The organism is Glaciimonas sp. OK215, from assembly GCF_057787885.1.
Map to the genome: position 1 here is coordinate 5762292 of NZ_CM173544.1, position 14634 is coordinate 5776925.

The window sequence follows — 14634 nt, forward strand, 5'->3', positions numbered from 1 at the left end:
GTAAGACTTACGCAAAATTGTCCCAGCAACGAGTTTGTCAAAACCTGCCGACGAAGACAGTACGATTAGGTGGCTAGGAGGCGTAACGCTGATGGGGCGGTTTTGCGTAAGTCCTATTATGATTGTGGGTACGAATGAAAGCATGCCATGGTTACCGCAACATTTCGTTTCTACGAGGAACTGAATATGTTCCTGCCACCCGAACGGCGCAAACGCGCTTTCGACGCCGGGTACGCGCGTGCCGCCACCACCAAGCACATGATCGAGGCGCTCGGCGTGCCGCACACCGAGGTCGAACTGGTGCTGGTCAATGGCGAGTCGGTCGGTTTCGACCGGCTGCTGCAGGACGGCGACCGGGTTTCCGTCTACCCCAGGTTCGAAGCGCTTGATATCACCCCGCTGCTGCGCGTGCGCGACCGTCCGTTGCGCACCAGCCGCTTTATCGCCGACGTGCATCTGGGCGGCCTCGCCCATTTGCTGCGCATGGCCGGCTTCGACACGCTCTACGAGAATAATTTTCACGACAGCGCGATCGCCGCCATCGCGGAACAGGAGGAGCGGATCGTCCTCACGCGCGACCGTGAACTCCTCAAGCGCCGCATCATCACGCATGGCTGCTATGTGCGCGCGCTGAGGTCGACCCAGCAATTGAAGGAAATCTTCGAGCGGCTGGACCTGGCCCGCAGCGCGCGCCCCTTCACGCTATGCCTGCACTGCAACGCGCCTCTGCGCAGCATCGACAAGACCCTGGTGGAAGACCGCTTGCCGCCGAAGGTGCGCGCGCATTTCCAGCGCTTCAGCACCTGCGACCTGTGCCAGCGGGTGTTCTGGGAAGGATCGCATTGGCGCAGCATGCAGGCGTTGTTGGCCGAACTTATGCCCGATGCTGAGCCTTGACTTCCCTGCGCCTGCAAATACCCGCCTGCCTTCTCTTTTGCAGGGCGAGGAATCCGCGTAATAATCACTTTTCAAATGCCGAGTGCTTTGCCCAGTGCCGCTATTGCCCCATCAACATCGCCTTCCTGGCAATCGTAAGCAGCCAGTTGTCCCGCTCTGATGAGTGCAATGCCTTCCGGCGTTTTCGCCATCCTGTCCAGGACACTGAAAGTCATTGCGCCGTCCTGATGCGGCAAACCTGTGATTTCGACAAAAAATACCTCAAATGCGTCGTTGCATTCATCATCGGAAAGTCCGACTGCCGAACCGCAAAACTTAACGAACCCCTTGAAAAAAATCATGACGTCGTTAACTTTCTCATGGTACAACTCTTGCGATATCGCGTGGACAGACATTCCGAAAATAGTGGCGGCATACTCGGCGACTCTGGCGTAGTCTTTATTCTTCTTCGGTGCTCCCTCCAAACCTCGTAACAAAGCGCCCGCCAAATCACTCAACTCAGACTTTTCATTCATCTCATTCTCCTAAGAAATACATGCGTGTAGCGCATATCTGGCCGCTTCGACTTGGACCAAAAAGAGTCGCTTTCTTTTCAGAGCGTTGAAACCATATCACCGCAATAACAGTAGAGCAGCACGGTTGAGGATCGTCAAGGATCGTCCAGTTGAATTTCGACCGGTTATCCATTCAGCATTTTCATGCTTCCCTCTACGTAACGCGCGCCGCTTGCAGCACCGAATGGAAAGATCGCGTCGAGCTCTGCCAGGTCATTCTTACCGAGTTGCAGGCCGATAGCCTGCACGTTTTCCTCCAGATAGCTGCGGCGCTTGGTGCCGGGGATCGGAACGATGTCATTGCCTTGCGCCAGTACCCAGGCAAGTGCCAGTTGACCGGGCGTGCATCCGTTGCGTGCCGCGAGTTCTTTTACCTTGTCTACCAATGCCAGATTCTTGCTGAAGTTCTCACCTTGAAAGCGTGGGCTATGGCGGCGGTAATCATCCTCTGCAAATTGCTCCGGCCTGGTAATCGCGCCGGTCAAAAATCCCCGTCCCAACGGGCTATACGGGACAAAGCCGATGCCAAGCTTGCGACAGGTCGCAAGTACGCCTTGTTCGGGGTCGCGTGTCCAGAGAGAATATTCGCTTTGCAGTGCAGTGATGGGATGCGTCTTGTGTGCACGCTCCAGCGTTGCAGGCGATGCTTCGGACAGGCCGATGTAACGGATTTTTCCTGCTGCCACCAATGCCGCGAGCGCGCCGACCGTGTCTTCGATAGGCGTTTGCGGGTCGATACGATGTTGATAATACAGATCAATCGTTTCCACGCCGAGGCGTTTCAGGCTGCCTTCAACCGCATGTCGGATGTATGCCGGACTGCCATCGACACCGCGCGCATTGGGGTTGCTGCTATCGCGCACGATACCGAATTTGGTGGCGATGAAAACCTGGTCGCGCTTGCCCTTGATCGCTTTGGCGATGAGTTCTTCATTGATATAAGGGCCGTACATATCGGCGGTATCGAGGAAGTTGATGCCTAATTCGAGGGCGCGATGAATGGTGGCGATGGATTCGGCATCATCACGATTTGCGTAGAAATCGCTCATACCCATGCAACCGAGGCCGATGGCGGACACTGTCGGGCCATTAACGCCCAGTTGGCGTGTGCTTATGCGTGTGTTCATGTAAAGGTTCCTTAGCAAAAGATTGAGTGGCGGCGCTCGCATTCAATGTCGCTTGAATGTCGGCATACATGGCAATTTTCCTGTACATGACGGCGAGATTGGCTTGCAATTCTGCGAGCGTCGCTTCCAGTGACAGCGTGTGCTGTTCCAGCATCGCTTTCCGTTCCGACACACTTTCCCGTTGATTGCCGAGCCTGCGCAATTCGGCATAACGCAGCATTTTCCGGATTGGCAATCCAGTCGAGCGCAGCTTCAGCAAAAACTCGATCCACAGAATATCTTCCTCACGGTAGAGTCTGCGTTGATTGTTCTGGCGAGGTATGGCATCGATCAAACCAATGCGTTCGTAATACCGCAGCGTATGGACAGTCAGTCCGGTTGCTGCTGCAGCCTTTTGAATCGTCAGGGAAGTAGTCATGGGAATAAGTGTATTTGTTAGAGTGCGCTCGAAGTCAAGTGCACTTGATTACATTAATACACGGTGGCTTACTGATCAACCTAGTGCATATTTACTGGATTCGAACGAATTTCGACTAAGATACGTTCCCCAACCTTTAGCCGTGAGCGCCACCGTAATGACTGATATGCCGATCCCATCCGCAAAGATGTTCGATGATCCCGACCACGATGTCTGCGATGCCCACGATGCCATCATGCAAGAACCACGACTCTGGCGCGACGACGGCTGGACTGCGCGGGTCATCAAGAACGAGGACGATGAGGGCTGGGCGGTGGCGATGATCAAGGATGGCGAACCCGAACCGGCGTTGGTTGGTCCGTGGACCATGGGGCGCGACAAGAAGAACCCCAAGCCGCTGGACAGCGCCGCGTTCAACACCCTGGTCAAGACTGCTTCGGAAGTCCTGCGCCGGCACGAGCAACAGTTGCATGCGATGTTGCACAAGGAAGTCACAGTCGCCACGGCATCGGCCACACTCAGCGTCACACTGGACATCGTTCCCGACGACGATTTTCCGTATGCGCTGCTGAGCGCGCAGGATGAGGACGGCACCCGGCTGGCGCAGGTGCAGGTGGCGTCCACCTTCAAGCTGAGCAAGGGCAGTGCCGCCGCATGGATCGAGGCCGACTTCCGCAAGCCGGCCTGATGCCGAATCGGCAAGCAAAGTGTCTCAAATTCGCAACATAAAAATAAACAAACAACAATGAAACGCAAAAAACTTTCATCCATTTGACAGACTGGCTGAAATACGTTGTTGTTTGCTGACGAGTCTGCATAATTAGCTTGCCTCTGAGTCAACCGTCACCATATACGTCAAAGAAGGTGGTTCCTACGACATCGACTTACCCCTGGCAGTGGTGTATCCTCCTGCATCCGTTTCTGTAGACGATGCTGCAAATTAGCAACATTTTCTGAGCAGGTCATCAGAAATAGCAACGATCTCCCGATCGCCGTCATCAACGCGCGGATTCACCAAGATTCATCCAAAACGGGCCTAAGGACGTATGAAAGACTATTACGCCATTCTCGGCATAGACAGCAATGCGTCGAACAGCGCGATTAAAAACGCCTATCGCAAGAAGGCGTCGGAGTTTCACCCCGATAGAAATACGTCACCCGACGCACCTGCGCAATTTCGGCAAGTGCAGGAAGCCTACGACCTGCTATCGGATGCCACCAAGCGCAATGAATACGACGAAAACCGGCGCCGCAGTTTGCTGGAAAACCCGCTGGAAACAGCGCAACAAATCTGGACCACTTATATAAACAAGGTTTTGCAATGATGCTTTCCGCCTACTTTGAAGACTTGACCAAAGCCTATCAGGCCGAACTGGAAGACTTGCGCAGCGACTCCGAGGGTAACGACATCCTGAATTCCCGGCTGAAAAGCAAGCGCTCCCAGTTTGCCTTGATGATGCCGATGATCGACAGCGCCCCGGAAATGGTCTCGGTGGCTTTTCATGGCGGCGTGAGTTTCCCGAATCCGCATGCGATGGTCATGCTGTCGTCCAACGAGCCGGAGGAGTTTCCGGCGTGGGACCAAATTGCCGACATCGTGCAGTTTTCGCCCTGGGCGGAGAAACTGGCCGGCATTGCGCTCAAGGAGAGCGGCGGCGAGAACTTCCTGATTACAACGGTTTGCCTCGAATATCTGTACGAGAAAAGCAACGGTAATTATCACGGTGAGTACGCCAATCAATCCGGGATTGATGAGTCGGACGATAGCGTGGACGAAGTCGAACGGGACGAAGAGCGCGATTCCGACCTGGAAACAGAAGGCGCCGATTGGCTGGCGGAGCAAGGTTTTGATCGTCATTGATGAATAACCTTGCGCTCCTGCGTCAGTCGGCCGGTTGAGAACCGCACCCTTTCCCTATTTCTAATAGCCAATTTTTGACAAAGCAAGCCATGACAAACGCGCTCATAGTAAAAGCAGCCAGCCTGATCCGCGACGGTGATATCGCCGGTGCCGAATTCGCGCTGGTCAGCCTGGCCGAAACCGAAGGTGATTATGCCCTGGTCGCCGTGCTGGAAGAGATGCCGCCGAAAGACTTGCTGGCCGTGATCCGCGAATACGATACCTCGAAGGAATCGGTCGTCAACTTGCTGGTAACGCCGGAGCAATTCGCGCGCGCGGTGGTCATCGAAAAACTGTACGGCGACAACACCCATGTGCGTCTGCGCGGCATGGTGAATGCCGTGCTGTTTCGCGACGACACCAAAACCGGCGCCTTCATCGAGGCCATCGCCGAGCTCGATGGCGGCTATGAAGCATTCATCAATTACCTGGCCGACCGCGATGAGGAAGTCACGCACTTCGCCGAATTCGACACCTTCAACGTCAACTTTACGGAAGAACGCGATGCCGTCGAAAAATCCGAAGTGGCTGATCGCGATTGGAAAGAACTGACCTGGTTGCTGAAGCACGAGCACGAAGACATCTTTGAGCAAGTCTGGCCGACGCTGAAAAAGCGCAGCATAGAGCGCAAACGGCGCGAAGCCGAGCTGGAACGACTGGAACAACTCGAAGCCGAGCAGGAATACGACGAGGACCAACCGACGCCAGTAAAAGCGCCGGTCAAACCCGCGATCGATCCGTCCGAGGAATCGGCGCTGTAACGCTTCCGCTGCCGTAAGTGGCATTGACCGACTTCTGCGAAGCGCCGGCACACCGGCGCACCGGCAGAAAGCACTGCGCTTTTCCGCCCTGCCACTGCGCGTTCCACACTCTAATCCTATACGTCCAGCCATGTCCGATAACAACCGCACTATCGCCACTGTCGATAAGCGCCCTTTTTTTGAAAAGGCGCTCAGCTATGGCGTCCGGAACGGCATCATCGATCACGCGAAATGCCAGGCGATGATCGGCGACGGTGCGAAAGGATCGGTGCAGATCGCGAATTTTTTCGGCACCAGTCATCTGCACACCGACCTGGAGAATGCGCGCAAACGGATGGTGAATCTTATCAGCCTGTTCCTTGAAGAAACCTACAACGGCAATCTGGATAAAGCGGCGGAATCACTGCGCGACAATACCTTTCTGTCGCATTCGCGCGGTGGCAACGAGATGCTGAAGGCACTGCATGCGCTGCCGGACTGTTCGGTGTTCGGCGATGTAAAAAGCCAGGATCTGAAGGATTTCCAGGATGAGCGGACACTGGTCAAACCGTATTCGTTGAGCGCCTATCGCAAAGAACGCCAAACCCGCGAGGAGGATGCCAACACGCTGGCTGCCGCCACCTGGTTTGCCAAAAGCATGGAACTGCCGCGCTCGGCGCTCGAATTCACCAGCGCGGAAACGGTGATCCGCAGCGCCATCCTGGTGCGTGCCGCCGGTGCCGACAGCTTCCCTAACCGGAACGCTTTCGCCACGCTGCTTGGCACCGTCCAGACCCAGGCAACCGCTGCCGGCAAGCTGAAAATAGCCAAAAGCCTGTTTGATGATGTCCCTGAAGAATATCGAAAAATCAGCGACAAAATTCGCCGCGAGATTGAAAAGCATGATGCGCCGCTGATCTTGAACAGCGCCGTTGCGCTCGACGAATTGCGCAATACGGTCGAGTTGCGTTACTTCGTGCGCGAGAGCGGATTGGACGACGTCGATGAATTCGATACCCTGATGTCGCAGGCATGGCTCCAGGTCACCAACGGCAACGAAGATCCCTACTCGCGCCTGACGGCGTTTCTGTGTATCGCCTCCGGTGTGAAAATAAAAACCACCATTTCAGAAACGGAAGCGAAAGCCATCATTCGCCAGGTGCGTCAGCATGGCTTCAATAGCGCAGCGGTGGCGACATTCATCGCCACCTCGGCGCCATTTGAAATGAAAGAGAACTTATTGTCGCTGTGGGAGGATGAATTCCTGCCGGAAGCAGAGGCCTATTTGCTCGACGAAGACGATATCAAGTACGACAGCGCGATGAAGTTTTTAAAAGAGAACTGCAACGTCAAACTGAAACCGGCGAGCGTGCAAAAGAAAAAAGCCTAGGCATCATTTCAACGCCGCCAGCGGCACATCAATCACCAGATTTGATTCTGCATGGGCGACGCAAGGAAGAATATAGCCGTCGGATTTTTCATCTGCGCTCAGCCCCGGCCATGCAATGTCATATCTGACACGCCCGCTGACCATGCGACAGATGCAGGTGCGGCAAGTCCCGTTCCTGCACGAGCTTGGCAAAACGATGCCGGCGTTTCTGGCGGCTTCCAGCAATGGCACAGCATTAGTCGATTCAAATGCGTAGGCTTTGGGTTCGACGACTACCAGAAACACATCATTCATAAGGCGTATTCAGTAACGGAAATAAGAGAAGGGAATTTATTCCGGCCCGCCGGACGGCATTTGATACCATTCGCAATCAAGATCATGCTTCTGATAGTTGTCGTACGATAAATAACTGGACCCAACTATCATGATGGTCATGACGAAGCCGATGAGCATGTTTTTCATAATGTACCGCCGTCTCTTTGTGAGATAGATCAAAGATACGATACACCGTTTTACGCTGAAGACGCTGCCAGCCGCCTACCCGCCTCCACCTGATGCAGGCGGGCCGACATGCAACTCATCAAGGATATCGAGGAACAACTCGACGCGACGCGTCAGCGGGCGCGATGCTTCAGTGATCGCGCAAATCGTGTTGTGAAACGCCGGGCCCTCCGGCAGAGCCTCGAGTGCATAGCGCTGCGGTACCAAGCTCGCGTAATGCTCCGGGAGCAGGCCAGCGTATTTCCCGGTTGCCGCCAGTATTCCAATCGCTTCCAGGCCACCAGCATCGGGACCGCGTTCGAAGCCGTGATCGGCGAGCGTTTGCTCGACGAAGGGATGAGGGCGGTAGACCAGCGGAAGCTGGCTGCGGGATGCGCGCGCGGCCTGCAACACGACATAAACGCGATGAACTTCAACAAACAGGGTGCGGTAGTTGAACACGCGGTCCCTCTTATACATCCCACTTATAGCCACATCAACCCGGCGCTCGCGCAAGGCCTGACTGAGGTTTGCGAAGGTCATCACGATAATCTCCGGCTGCACACCTGGCGCGCGCCGTTTCAGCTCGGCCAGCGCTTCCGGGATTCGGGACCCATGGTGCGTAATCAGATGCTCGACCATGCCGATTGAAAGCGTGCCTGACAACACTCCTCGCACCGAGTCGATCTCTGGCCGTATGCGCTCCAGGTATTTGAGCGCGTTCGACGCCAGATCCAGAGCGACGACACCCGCAGAAGTTAGCTTGAATCCCGCTGGCCCTCGCTCGCACAGGCGCACGCCCAGCCGCTCCTCAACCTCTCGGATGTGTCGGCTGATCGATGCTTTCGACATGTTAAGCCGGTGCTCTGCCGCGGCGAATCCACCCGCCTGGGCGACGGTGCAGAAGATGCGCAGCGAGCGCAGATCACGCTCATTGAAGTCAAGTTGGCTCATGATTTAAAAGGTATCGATTTTTGAAACCATACCACTAAAAGAATCATTTTTCATCTACTTCCACGTCTACTAAACTTCATCTCACACCTACCTACTACAAGGAGACGACATGAACATCAAACTGAGTCGGCGCAGCACGATCAAGGCCGTCATCGCGACTGCGATCATCGCTTGCATGCCCGTCCTGGCGCTGGCCGAAGGCGGTACCTTGGCAGACATCAAAGCGCGCGGCCAACTGACAGTCGGTACTGAGGCTGCCTACGAGCCCTACGAGTTCGTGGAGAACGGTGTGGTCGTTGGTTACGGGCACGACATTCTCGAGCACATGGCGAATAAGCTGGGCGTAAAGCTGGTGCAGCTGAATCTGCCGTTCCAGGGCCTGCTGCCTGGGCTGTTGTCGCACAAGTTCGACTTTGTCGCCACCAGCGTCGGCATCACAGAAGAGCGCGCCAAGCGCTTCGCTTTCAGCCGTCCGGTCGGCATCGTGCATTCGATGTTCGTTATCAATTCGACCAACAAAACGATTACTAAGCCCGAAGATGCAGCTGGCAAGACAGTTGGTACGCAGATGGGTTCGTCGGCCCAGCCGATGATTCAGGAGTTTGAGCGTCAGCTGAAAGCGAAGTCCGGCAAGGGCTTTGCCGAGCTCAAGCTGTTTCAGGCATATCCCGACGTGAGCGTGGCGCTGAGCAATGGCACGCTGGACATCGGCGTGATTCCGTCGAACGTGTTGTCGGTGCAAAGTCGCCGCCAACCTGGGGCGTTTAAGACCATTGGCGAGGTTGGTGAGCCCAAACTGTTAGCTTGGGTCGCCAACCCGCAGGATCCTGCGGTCCGCACTTTCATCAACCAGACGCTGGAGGAAATGCGCGCCAGCGGCAAGTTGGCCGAGCTTCAGAAGAAGTGGTTCGGCGAAACGCTGAATCTACCGACCTCGGGATACCTCCCCAAAGGCGCACTCTGAGCGAGGCAATCATGATGATCGAGTTGTTCACCGCGCACGGCGCCCTCAAGCCGTTCTTCGACGGCGTCGTGCAGGGAGCCGGCATCACCCTCTACACGAGCAGTTGCGCGTTCGTGATCGGACTCGTGTTCGGGGTGATGCTGATGGTGGCACGGGTGGCCGGTGGGACGATCACGCGGTCCTTGGTTATCGTCTACGTCAGCGCGATGCGCGGCACGCCGCTGTTGATCCAGTTGCTGATCGCCTACTACGTATTGCCGGCTCTGCTGGGCATCAACATCTCGCCGATTGCGGCTGGTGTTCTGGCGCTGGCGCTCAACACGACGGCGTATGTCAGCGAGATCATGCGCGGTGCGCTTTCGACCATTCCGCGTGGTCAGGCTGCCTCGGCGCGTGCGCTGGGCATGCGGCCTTGGCAGGTCTGGCGTTATGTCCTGCTGCCGCAGATATTCCACCGTGCCGTGCCGCCACTCACTAATGAATACACGGTGTTGCTCAAGGCGTCGTCGCTGCTCTCAATCATTGCGGTCACAGAACTGGCGACCGTGGCGCGCAATGCCTCGCTACAGAGCGACTTGCCGCTGCAAGTGTTTGCAGCGACCGCGGCGGTCTATTTCGTCATGCTGTGGTGTGCCTCGTCTATATCGCGACGCATTGAGCGTCATTTTTCTGGATTGCTTCCCAATGTTCATTGATCTCGACATCGTCGAACGCGTAACGCCAGTATTGCTGCAAGGTTTGAAGGTCACGGCGACTGTCAGCGCCATCGGTATCCCGCTGGGCATTCTGGCGGGCACGATTGCCGCCTACATGGCCGACGCTAGGCAGAGACTATTGCGCGCAGTGGCGCTTGGCTACGTCGAAGTGGTACGTAACATACCGTTCCTGATATTGGTATACCTGTCTTTCTTCGGGCTACCCAAACTGGGTCTGCACGCGTCGGCGTTCTCCATCGCGATCGGCTCTACGGCGTTCTATACGGGCGGTTACTTTTGCGAAATCCTGCGCGCGGCGTTTCGCAGCGTTTCGAAGGGACAGGTGCGCGCAGCACTGTCGCTGGGTATGTCCGGCTGGAAGATCCAGCGCTACGTGGTGGTGCCGCAGATTTTCGGTTTCCTGATCCCGCCGACCGTCAGTCTGACGATCATGATGTTCAAGGATACGGCGGTGTTCTCCGTAATGAGCCTGCCGGAATTGACCTACCAGAGCAATCTGATGACCGCCGACACCTTTGCCTATCTCGAGGTGCTCGGCACCACCGCGCTGATCTACTGGGGATCTAGCGTGGTTCTGGATGCCTTCGGGCAAGTCATGGAGAAGCGCGTGCGCCGCTGGAGCCACCACTGACCCCTTTTTTTTACGACTTTACAGCTTCACAAATTGGAGAATTCGATGGAAAAACTAACTGTCGCCCCACGTACCGGGCATGCAACGCTACTTTATTCCGAGCTGGTGACCGACCTGGAAAACCTCCAGGCCGATATCGCGGTGCTCGGCATGCCGTTCGGCTCGGCCTATGGCGCCAGGTCCTTCACCAACGACCAGACCAACGCACCGCAGGCGATCCGCGACGTGACCGACCGCATCGTGCGCGCACCTGATCACTATGACTTCGACATCGACGGCCCGTTGCTCCAGGGGCGCTCCGACATCCGATTCGTCGATTGCGGCGACGTCATCCCCGACCTGAATAAGCCTGGCGATCATTATCGACGCGTCGAACTGGCGGTACGCCAGATCCTCAAGGGCGGCGGGCTACCGATCGTGCTCGGCGGCGATCACGGCGTCACCACGCCGGTGTTGCGCGCGTACAGTGAGACGGGGCCGATCACGCTGGTACATGTCGATGCTCACCTCGACTGGCGCGACGAGGTCAATGGCGTCAAAGAAGGTTTGTCCAGCCCCATCCGTCGTGCATCGGAAATGACGCATGTGACGCGCATCGTGCAGATCGGCCTGCGTGCGCAGGGCAGCGCGCGGCCGGAAGATCTCGAAACAGCCCGCCGCTACGGCGCGGAACTCATCACTGCGTACGAATTGCACGACGTGGGCATGGATGCAGTGCTGGCGCGCATTCCCGATGGTGGCAACTACTATCTGTCGTTCGACGCCGACGGCCTGGATCCGACGATTATGCCGGCGGTCGATGGCCCCGCACCGGGCGGCATGAACTTCGTGCAAGCCCGCAAACTGATCCACGGACTGGTGAAGAAGGGGCGCGTGGTCGGGATGGATATCGTTGAAATCCAGCCGTCCAAGGACAATGCCAGCAAGCTGACCTGTGTGACTGCCGGGCGGCTGATCGTCAATCTGATCGGCTCGGCAATCAGGGCCGGCTACTTCGACAAATGATGTCGACGCCGCCTCACGCCAGTTCACTACCATCATCTTTTGACCGGGACTCGCCATGATCGATATAAAAAACGTCTCGAAGTGGTACGGCAACTTCCAGGTGCTAACCGACTGCACGACCACTATCAAGAAGGGCGAGGTGGTGGTGGTCTGCGGCCCGTCCGGCTCGGGCAAGAGCACGCTGATCAAGACGGTGAACGCGCTCGAGCCCTTCCAGAAGGGCGACATCCGCATCGACGGCGTCAGCATCGCCGCCCGCAAGACCAATTTGGCCAAGCTGCGCTCGGGTGTGGGCATGGTATTTCAGCACTTCGAGTTATTCCCGCACCTGTCGGTCACCGAGAATCTGACGCTGGCGCAGGTCAAGGTGCTTGGCCGCAGCAACGACGATGCCAAGGTCCGCGGCCTGCAGATGCTCGACCGCGTCGGCCTGATGGCGCACAAGGACAAGTTTCCTGGGCAGCTCTCGGGCGGGCAGCAGCAACGCGTGGCGATCGCGCGTGCGCTGAGCATGGACCCGATCGTGATGCTATTCGACGAACCGACATCGGCGCTCGACCCGGAAATGGTCGGCGAAGTGCTTGACGTCATGGTACAGCTCGCCAACGAGGGCATGACCATGATGTGTGTTACGCACGAGATGGGCTTCGCCAAGAAAGTCAGTCATCGAATAATCTTCATGGATCATGGAAAAATTGTCGAGGACTGCGGGAAAGACGCGTTTTTCGGCAGCCCCGGCGCCCGCTCGCCTCGGGCAGGAGAATTCCTGTCGAGGATTTTGCAGCATTGATTCGTAAGCTGAGGCCGATCCGATCGCGCCCTGCCCTGTTTTCCTGACCTGATTTCCGTTTATCCATTAAAGTGACGGTTCTCGAATGTAAGCCAATACTTAAAAATCTTGAATATCAATCAACCACAAGGCAGCACCATGCAAGACGCCGATGTCAACCCGAGCGATACGCATCCCGAACGGCCATGGATCGCGTTGAATACGACCTACGACATCGAAGCATGGATAGACAGTTACAACCGCGATCTGCAGTACGCGATGAAAAAGACCAATGCGACCGGCTACGGGATCTGCTTTTTTCTGGAATTGGGTGGAGAAATTTTCTTGCACACCACCCAGGAAGGCGATGTCATGCTCGACGTCACGCCCGAGGCCGCATGGGTGGCGCCGGTGATCACTGCCGCAACCCAGGTTCAGGCACCGGGTTCGCAGATCTGGGCATTGCCCGGCGACACATTGACACAACTGATCCTGGGCTTGAGCAACCTGATCTCGTCCACCAGGATCGTGCTGGATCATCCATTCAAAGTGTCGAAATACTAACTTAGCAATTCATCAGTAATGTGGCGGCCGCTCATGCGCAGTCTGACCTTGCGCACTGTGCTCCCGCGCATCCTTGATCATGCGTGCCAATGCCGAGCATAGCGTTTCAAGCTGATCGATCTTTTGCTGCTGGCGATAGACCAGCTTGTTCAGCTCATCCAGCAAGTCTTCCTGACGCGCGACTTTTATCTCAATTTCGATGATGCGATCTTCTGGATTCACTTCTGCTTCTCCTGAGCAATTTGGCAGGCCAGATAGTAGCGCACCTCAATCGTTCAATGCCGCTTTGGCCGCCTGTTCCGGTGTCAGGCCATCATAAAACTGGTCGGTGAACCACTCAACCTGTTCTTCAATATGCTCCTGCGCCTGCTCCAGCGTTGCACCGCCCGCAACCAGGAATCCTTCTACCTCGATACACCAGTCGATCAGGGCCAGTGTTTCAGGATCCAGTTCGTTCTTTTTTGCCATTATCATTCCCCTTAAGCAACTTCGCATTCTTTTCCGTTCAGCACAAAGCATAAGCTAAGAGCACATGCTTTGCGAAGACAGACGGATGCGCAGAGGTCCATTTTGTTGGGCGCCAACAACGATGCTAATCGGTCAATCCAAGCGCTTTTCCGTCAATTTCAGTGCTTCGAATTCAACTGCCAAAAAGTCAATTAGCTGGCGCACTGAGGGCAGCAATCCGCGCCGCGAAGGAAACACCGCATGCACAATCCCGTTGCGCGGATGCCAGCGCGGCAACACCTCCACCAACGCCCCCTGTTCCAGGTCTTTACGCACCATCATGGCCGGGAGCTGCACCACGCCAACACCTTCCAGCGCGGCCAGGCGCAGTGCCGTCATATCGTCGGTGACCAGACGCGGCGCATGCGGCACCATGGCCGAAGCGCCCTCGGGTCCTTCAAGCGACCAGATATGCTCGCCCTGGGCCGGCCCGAGATCCAGGCTCGGCAAGTCGTTCAGATCCGCCGGCACCAAGGTTCCGGCGTAGCCTTCAAGCAGGCGCGGATGCGCCACCAGACGCTGGCTGCTCTCCCCCAGTACCCGCATGACCAGGCCGGTATCTTCAAATGGCGGGAAGCGCACCCGGACCGCAATGTCTATGCCTTCACGGACCACGTCCACGCGCCGGTTGGTACTCTCTAGGTGCAGCTGAACCCGTGGACAGCGTGCCATGAACTTCGCCAGCATCGCGCCGACCTGATACGAGAGCAAAGCGGTCGGACAACTCAAGCGCACGATGCCCTGCGGCTCCGACAGCGTCCGGTCTATCGCCTCCTGCGCAGCGCCGGCCTCGACCAGCATCGCCACGCAGTGCCGGTAGTACTCCTGGCCGATTTCGGTCACCGTGAAACGCCGCGTCGAGCGTTGAATCAGGCGTACCCCCAGGCGCTCCTCCAACAGCGCGATGCGGCGGCTGAGTTTTGACTTGGGTGCGCGTAGCGCCCGCCCCGCCGGTGCGAATCCGCCATGGTCGACCACCTGGACGAAGAAAAAGAGATCGTTTAGGTCTTGCATGAGA

At 56.7% G+C, this 14634-nt stretch carries 21 protein-coding genes; 12 read left to right on the top strand and 9 right to left on the bottom strand.

The window, feature by feature from the left end:
• The first annotated feature begins 147 nt into the window (after positions 1-147).
• Entirely contained in the window at positions 148-897 is a 750-nt protein-coding gene (locus AC3CHX_RS26660) for a Mut7-C RNAse domain-containing protein (protein WP_488630956.1), read from the top strand.
• A 71-nt stretch (positions 898-968) separates the two neighbouring features.
• Here the strand turns inward: AC3CHX_RS26660 and AC3CHX_RS26665 are convergent, their stop codons facing one another.
• From AC3CHX_RS26665 to AC3CHX_RS26675, 3 genes are all read right to left on the bottom strand, one after another.
• Entirely contained in the window at positions 969-1412 is a 444-nt protein-coding gene (locus tag AC3CHX_RS26665; protein ID WP_488630957.1) for a hypothetical protein, read from the bottom strand.
• Between the two features lie 164 nt (positions 1413-1576).
• A complete protein-coding gene (locus tag AC3CHX_RS26670; protein WP_488630958.1) occupies positions 1577-2578 on the bottom strand; it encodes an aldo/keto reductase in 1002 nt (333 codons plus the stop codon).
• The gene (locus AC3CHX_RS26675; protein WP_488630959.1) at positions 2541-2996 is read right to left on the bottom strand and encodes a MerR family transcriptional regulator; all 456 of its coding nucleotides are present in this window, start codon (positions 2994-2996) and stop codon (positions 2541-2543) included. Before AC3CHX_RS26675 ends, AC3CHX_RS26670 begins: the two co-directional genes overlap by 38 nt.
• A gap of 157 nt (positions 2997-3153) precedes the next feature.
• On the opposite strand from AC3CHX_RS26675, the gene AC3CHX_RS26680 reads away from it, so the two are divergent.
• From AC3CHX_RS26680 to AC3CHX_RS26700, 5 genes are all read left to right on the top strand, one after another.
• Positions 3154-3684: a hypothetical protein gene (locus AC3CHX_RS26680; RefSeq protein WP_488630960.1), complete on the top strand. Its 531-nt coding sequence runs from the start codon at positions 3154-3156 to the stop codon at positions 3682-3684.
• A 358-nt stretch (positions 3685-4042) separates the two neighbouring features.
• Positions 4043-4321 (top strand): DnaJ domain-containing protein, encoded by a 279-nt coding sequence (locus tag AC3CHX_RS26685; protein WP_488630961.1) that lies wholly within the window; start codon positions 4043-4045, stop codon positions 4319-4321.
• On the top strand, positions 4318-4857 hold the full coding sequence (locus AC3CHX_RS26690; RefSeq protein WP_488630962.1) for a hypothetical protein: 540 nt from the start codon (positions 4318-4320) through the stop codon (positions 4855-4857). The genes AC3CHX_RS26685 and AC3CHX_RS26690 overlap by 4 nt, the downstream gene beginning before the upstream one ends.
• Before the next feature lie 89 nt (positions 4858-4946).
• A complete protein-coding gene (locus tag AC3CHX_RS26695; protein ID WP_488630963.1) occupies positions 4947-5657 on the top strand; it encodes a hypothetical protein in 711 nt (236 codons plus the stop codon).
• A 130-nt stretch (positions 5658-5787) separates the two neighbouring features.
• Positions 5788-7026, top strand: coding sequence for a hypothetical protein (locus AC3CHX_RS26700; protein ID WP_488630964.1), 1239 nt, complete (start codon positions 5788-5790; stop codon positions 7024-7026).
• A 3-nt stretch (positions 7027-7029) separates the two neighbouring features.
• Here AC3CHX_RS26700 and AC3CHX_RS26705 read toward each other — a convergent pair whose 3' ends face one another.
• The 3 genes from AC3CHX_RS26705 to AC3CHX_RS26715 all read right to left on the bottom strand — a co-directional run bounded on the left by AC3CHX_RS26705 (position 7030) and on the right by AC3CHX_RS26715 (position 8460).
• Complete coding sequence (locus AC3CHX_RS26705) at positions 7030-7320, bottom strand: 2Fe-2S iron-sulfur cluster-binding protein (protein ID WP_488630965.1); 291 nt, start codon at positions 7318-7320, stop codon at positions 7030-7032.
• Positions 7321-7356: 36 nt separating this feature from the next.
• Positions 7357-7488 carry a hypothetical protein gene (locus AC3CHX_RS26710; RefSeq protein ID WP_488630966.1) on the bottom strand — a complete coding sequence of 44 codons (132 nt, stop codon included), beginning with the start codon at positions 7486-7488 and terminating at the stop codon, positions 7357-7359.
• 75 nt (positions 7489-7563) lie between these two features.
• A complete protein-coding gene (locus AC3CHX_RS26715) occupies positions 7564-8460 on the bottom strand; it encodes a LysR family transcriptional regulator (RefSeq protein WP_488630967.1) in 897 nt (298 codons plus the stop codon).
• A gap of 109 nt (positions 8461-8569) precedes the next feature.
• Here AC3CHX_RS26715 and AC3CHX_RS26720 point away from each other — a divergent pair, with 109 nt between their 5' ends.
• The 6 genes from AC3CHX_RS26720 to AC3CHX_RS26745 all read left to right on the top strand — a co-directional run bounded on the left by AC3CHX_RS26720 (position 8570) and on the right by AC3CHX_RS26745 (position 13109).
• A complete protein-coding gene (locus tag AC3CHX_RS26720; protein ID WP_488630968.1) occupies positions 8570-9424 on the top strand; it encodes a transporter substrate-binding domain-containing protein in 855 nt (284 codons plus the stop codon).
• Between the two features lie 14 nt (positions 9425-9438).
• Entirely contained in the window at positions 9439-10119 is a 681-nt protein-coding gene (locus tag AC3CHX_RS26725) for an amino acid ABC transporter permease (RefSeq protein WP_488644946.1), read from the top strand.
• On the top strand, positions 10109-10771 hold the full coding sequence (locus tag AC3CHX_RS26730; RefSeq protein ID WP_488630969.1) for an amino acid ABC transporter permease: 663 nt from the start codon (positions 10109-10111) through the stop codon (positions 10769-10771). Before AC3CHX_RS26725 ends, AC3CHX_RS26730 begins: the two co-directional genes overlap by 11 nt.
• Before the next feature lie 45 nt (positions 10772-10816).
• The gene (locus AC3CHX_RS26735) at positions 10817-11776 is read left to right on the top strand and encodes an agmatinase (RefSeq protein WP_488630970.1); all 960 of its coding nucleotides are present in this window, start codon (positions 10817-10819) and stop codon (positions 11774-11776) included.
• A gap of 55 nt (positions 11777-11831) precedes the next feature.
• Positions 11832-12566 carry an amino acid ABC transporter ATP-binding protein gene (locus AC3CHX_RS26740; protein ID WP_488630971.1) on the top strand — a complete coding sequence of 245 codons (735 nt, stop codon included), beginning with the start codon at positions 11832-11834 and terminating at the stop codon, positions 12564-12566.
• A gap of 138 nt (positions 12567-12704) precedes the next feature.
• Entirely contained in the window at positions 12705-13109 is a 405-nt protein-coding gene (locus AC3CHX_RS26745) for a hypothetical protein (RefSeq protein WP_488630972.1), read from the top strand.
• A 12-nt stretch (positions 13110-13121) separates the two neighbouring features.
• On the opposite strand, the gene AC3CHX_RS26750 is transcribed toward AC3CHX_RS26745, so the two are convergent.
• The 3 genes from AC3CHX_RS26750 to AC3CHX_RS26760 all read right to left on the bottom strand — a co-directional run bounded on the left by AC3CHX_RS26750 (position 13122) and on the right by AC3CHX_RS26760 (position 14630).
• On the bottom strand, positions 13122-13331 hold the full coding sequence (locus AC3CHX_RS26750) for a SlyX family protein (protein ID WP_488630973.1): 210 nt from the start codon (positions 13329-13331) through the stop codon (positions 13122-13124).
• 45 nt (positions 13332-13376) lie between these two features.
• Complete coding sequence (locus AC3CHX_RS26755; RefSeq protein WP_488630974.1) at positions 13377-13577, bottom strand: hypothetical protein; 201 nt, start codon at positions 13575-13577, stop codon at positions 13377-13379.
• A gap of 132 nt (positions 13578-13709) precedes the next feature.
• On the bottom strand, positions 13710-14630 hold the full coding sequence (locus AC3CHX_RS26760) for a LysR family transcriptional regulator (protein WP_488630975.1): 921 nt from the start codon (positions 14628-14630) through the stop codon (positions 13710-13712).
• Positions 14631-14634: the final 4 nt, after the last annotated feature.

Excerpts from the sequence above, each read along its gene's own strand:
- AC3CHX_RS26660 (WP_488630956.1), top strand. The coding sequence starts at position 148 with ATGGTTACCGCAACATTTCGTTTCTACGAGGAACTGAATATGTTCCTG.
- AC3CHX_RS26665 (WP_488630957.1), bottom strand. The coding sequence starts at position 1,412 with ATGAATGAAAAGTCTGAGTTGAGTGATTTGGCGGGCGCTTTGTTACGA.
- AC3CHX_RS26670 (WP_488630958.1), bottom strand. The coding sequence starts at position 2,578 with ATGAACACACGCATAAGCACACGCCAACTGGGCGTTAATGGCCCGACA.
- AC3CHX_RS26675 (WP_488630959.1), bottom strand. The coding sequence starts at position 2,996 with ATGACTACTTCCCTGACGATTCAAAAGGCTGCAGCAGCAACCGGACTG.
- AC3CHX_RS26680 (WP_488630960.1), top strand. The coding sequence starts at position 3,154 with ATGACTGATATGCCGATCCCATCCGCAAAGATGTTCGATGATCCCGAC.
- AC3CHX_RS26685 (WP_488630961.1), top strand. The coding sequence starts at position 4,043 with ATGAAAGACTATTACGCCATTCTCGGCATAGACAGCAATGCGTCGAAC.
- AC3CHX_RS26690 (WP_488630962.1), top strand. The coding sequence starts at position 4,318 with ATGATGCTTTCCGCCTACTTTGAAGACTTGACCAAAGCCTATCAGGCC.
- AC3CHX_RS26695 (WP_488630963.1), top strand. The coding sequence starts at position 4,947 with ATGACAAACGCGCTCATAGTAAAAGCAGCCAGCCTGATCCGCGACGGT.
- AC3CHX_RS26700 (WP_488630964.1), top strand. The coding sequence starts at position 5,788 with ATGTCCGATAACAACCGCACTATCGCCACTGTCGATAAGCGCCCTTTT.
- AC3CHX_RS26705 (WP_488630965.1), bottom strand. The coding sequence starts at position 7,320 with ATGAATGATGTGTTTCTGGTAGTCGTCGAACCCAAAGCCTACGCATTT.
- AC3CHX_RS26710 (WP_488630966.1), bottom strand. The coding sequence starts at position 7,488 with ATGAAAAACATGCTCATCGGCTTCGTCATGACCATCATGATAGTTGGG.
- AC3CHX_RS26715 (WP_488630967.1), bottom strand. The coding sequence starts at position 8,460 with ATGAGCCAACTTGACTTCAATGAGCGTGATCTGCGCTCGCTGCGCATC.
- AC3CHX_RS26720 (WP_488630968.1), top strand. The coding sequence starts at position 8,570 with ATGAACATCAAACTGAGTCGGCGCAGCACGATCAAGGCCGTCATCGCG.
- AC3CHX_RS26725 (WP_488644946.1), top strand. The coding sequence starts at position 9,439 with ATGATCGAGTTGTTCACCGCGCACGGCGCCCTCAAGCCGTTCTTCGAC.
- AC3CHX_RS26730 (WP_488630969.1), top strand. The coding sequence starts at position 10,109 with ATGTTCATTGATCTCGACATCGTCGAACGCGTAACGCCAGTATTGCTG.
- AC3CHX_RS26735 (WP_488630970.1), top strand. The coding sequence starts at position 10,817 with ATGGAAAAACTAACTGTCGCCCCACGTACCGGGCATGCAACGCTACTT.
- AC3CHX_RS26740 (WP_488630971.1), top strand. The coding sequence starts at position 11,832 with ATGATCGATATAAAAAACGTCTCGAAGTGGTACGGCAACTTCCAGGTG.
- AC3CHX_RS26745 (WP_488630972.1), top strand. The coding sequence starts at position 12,705 with ATGCAAGACGCCGATGTCAACCCGAGCGATACGCATCCCGAACGGCCA.
- AC3CHX_RS26755 (WP_488630974.1), bottom strand. The coding sequence starts at position 13,577 with ATGGCAAAAAAGAACGAACTGGATCCTGAAACACTGGCCCTGATCGAC.
- AC3CHX_RS26760 (WP_488630975.1), bottom strand. The coding sequence starts at position 14,630 with ATGCAAGACCTAAACGATCTCTTTTTCTTCGTCCAGGTGGTCGACCAT.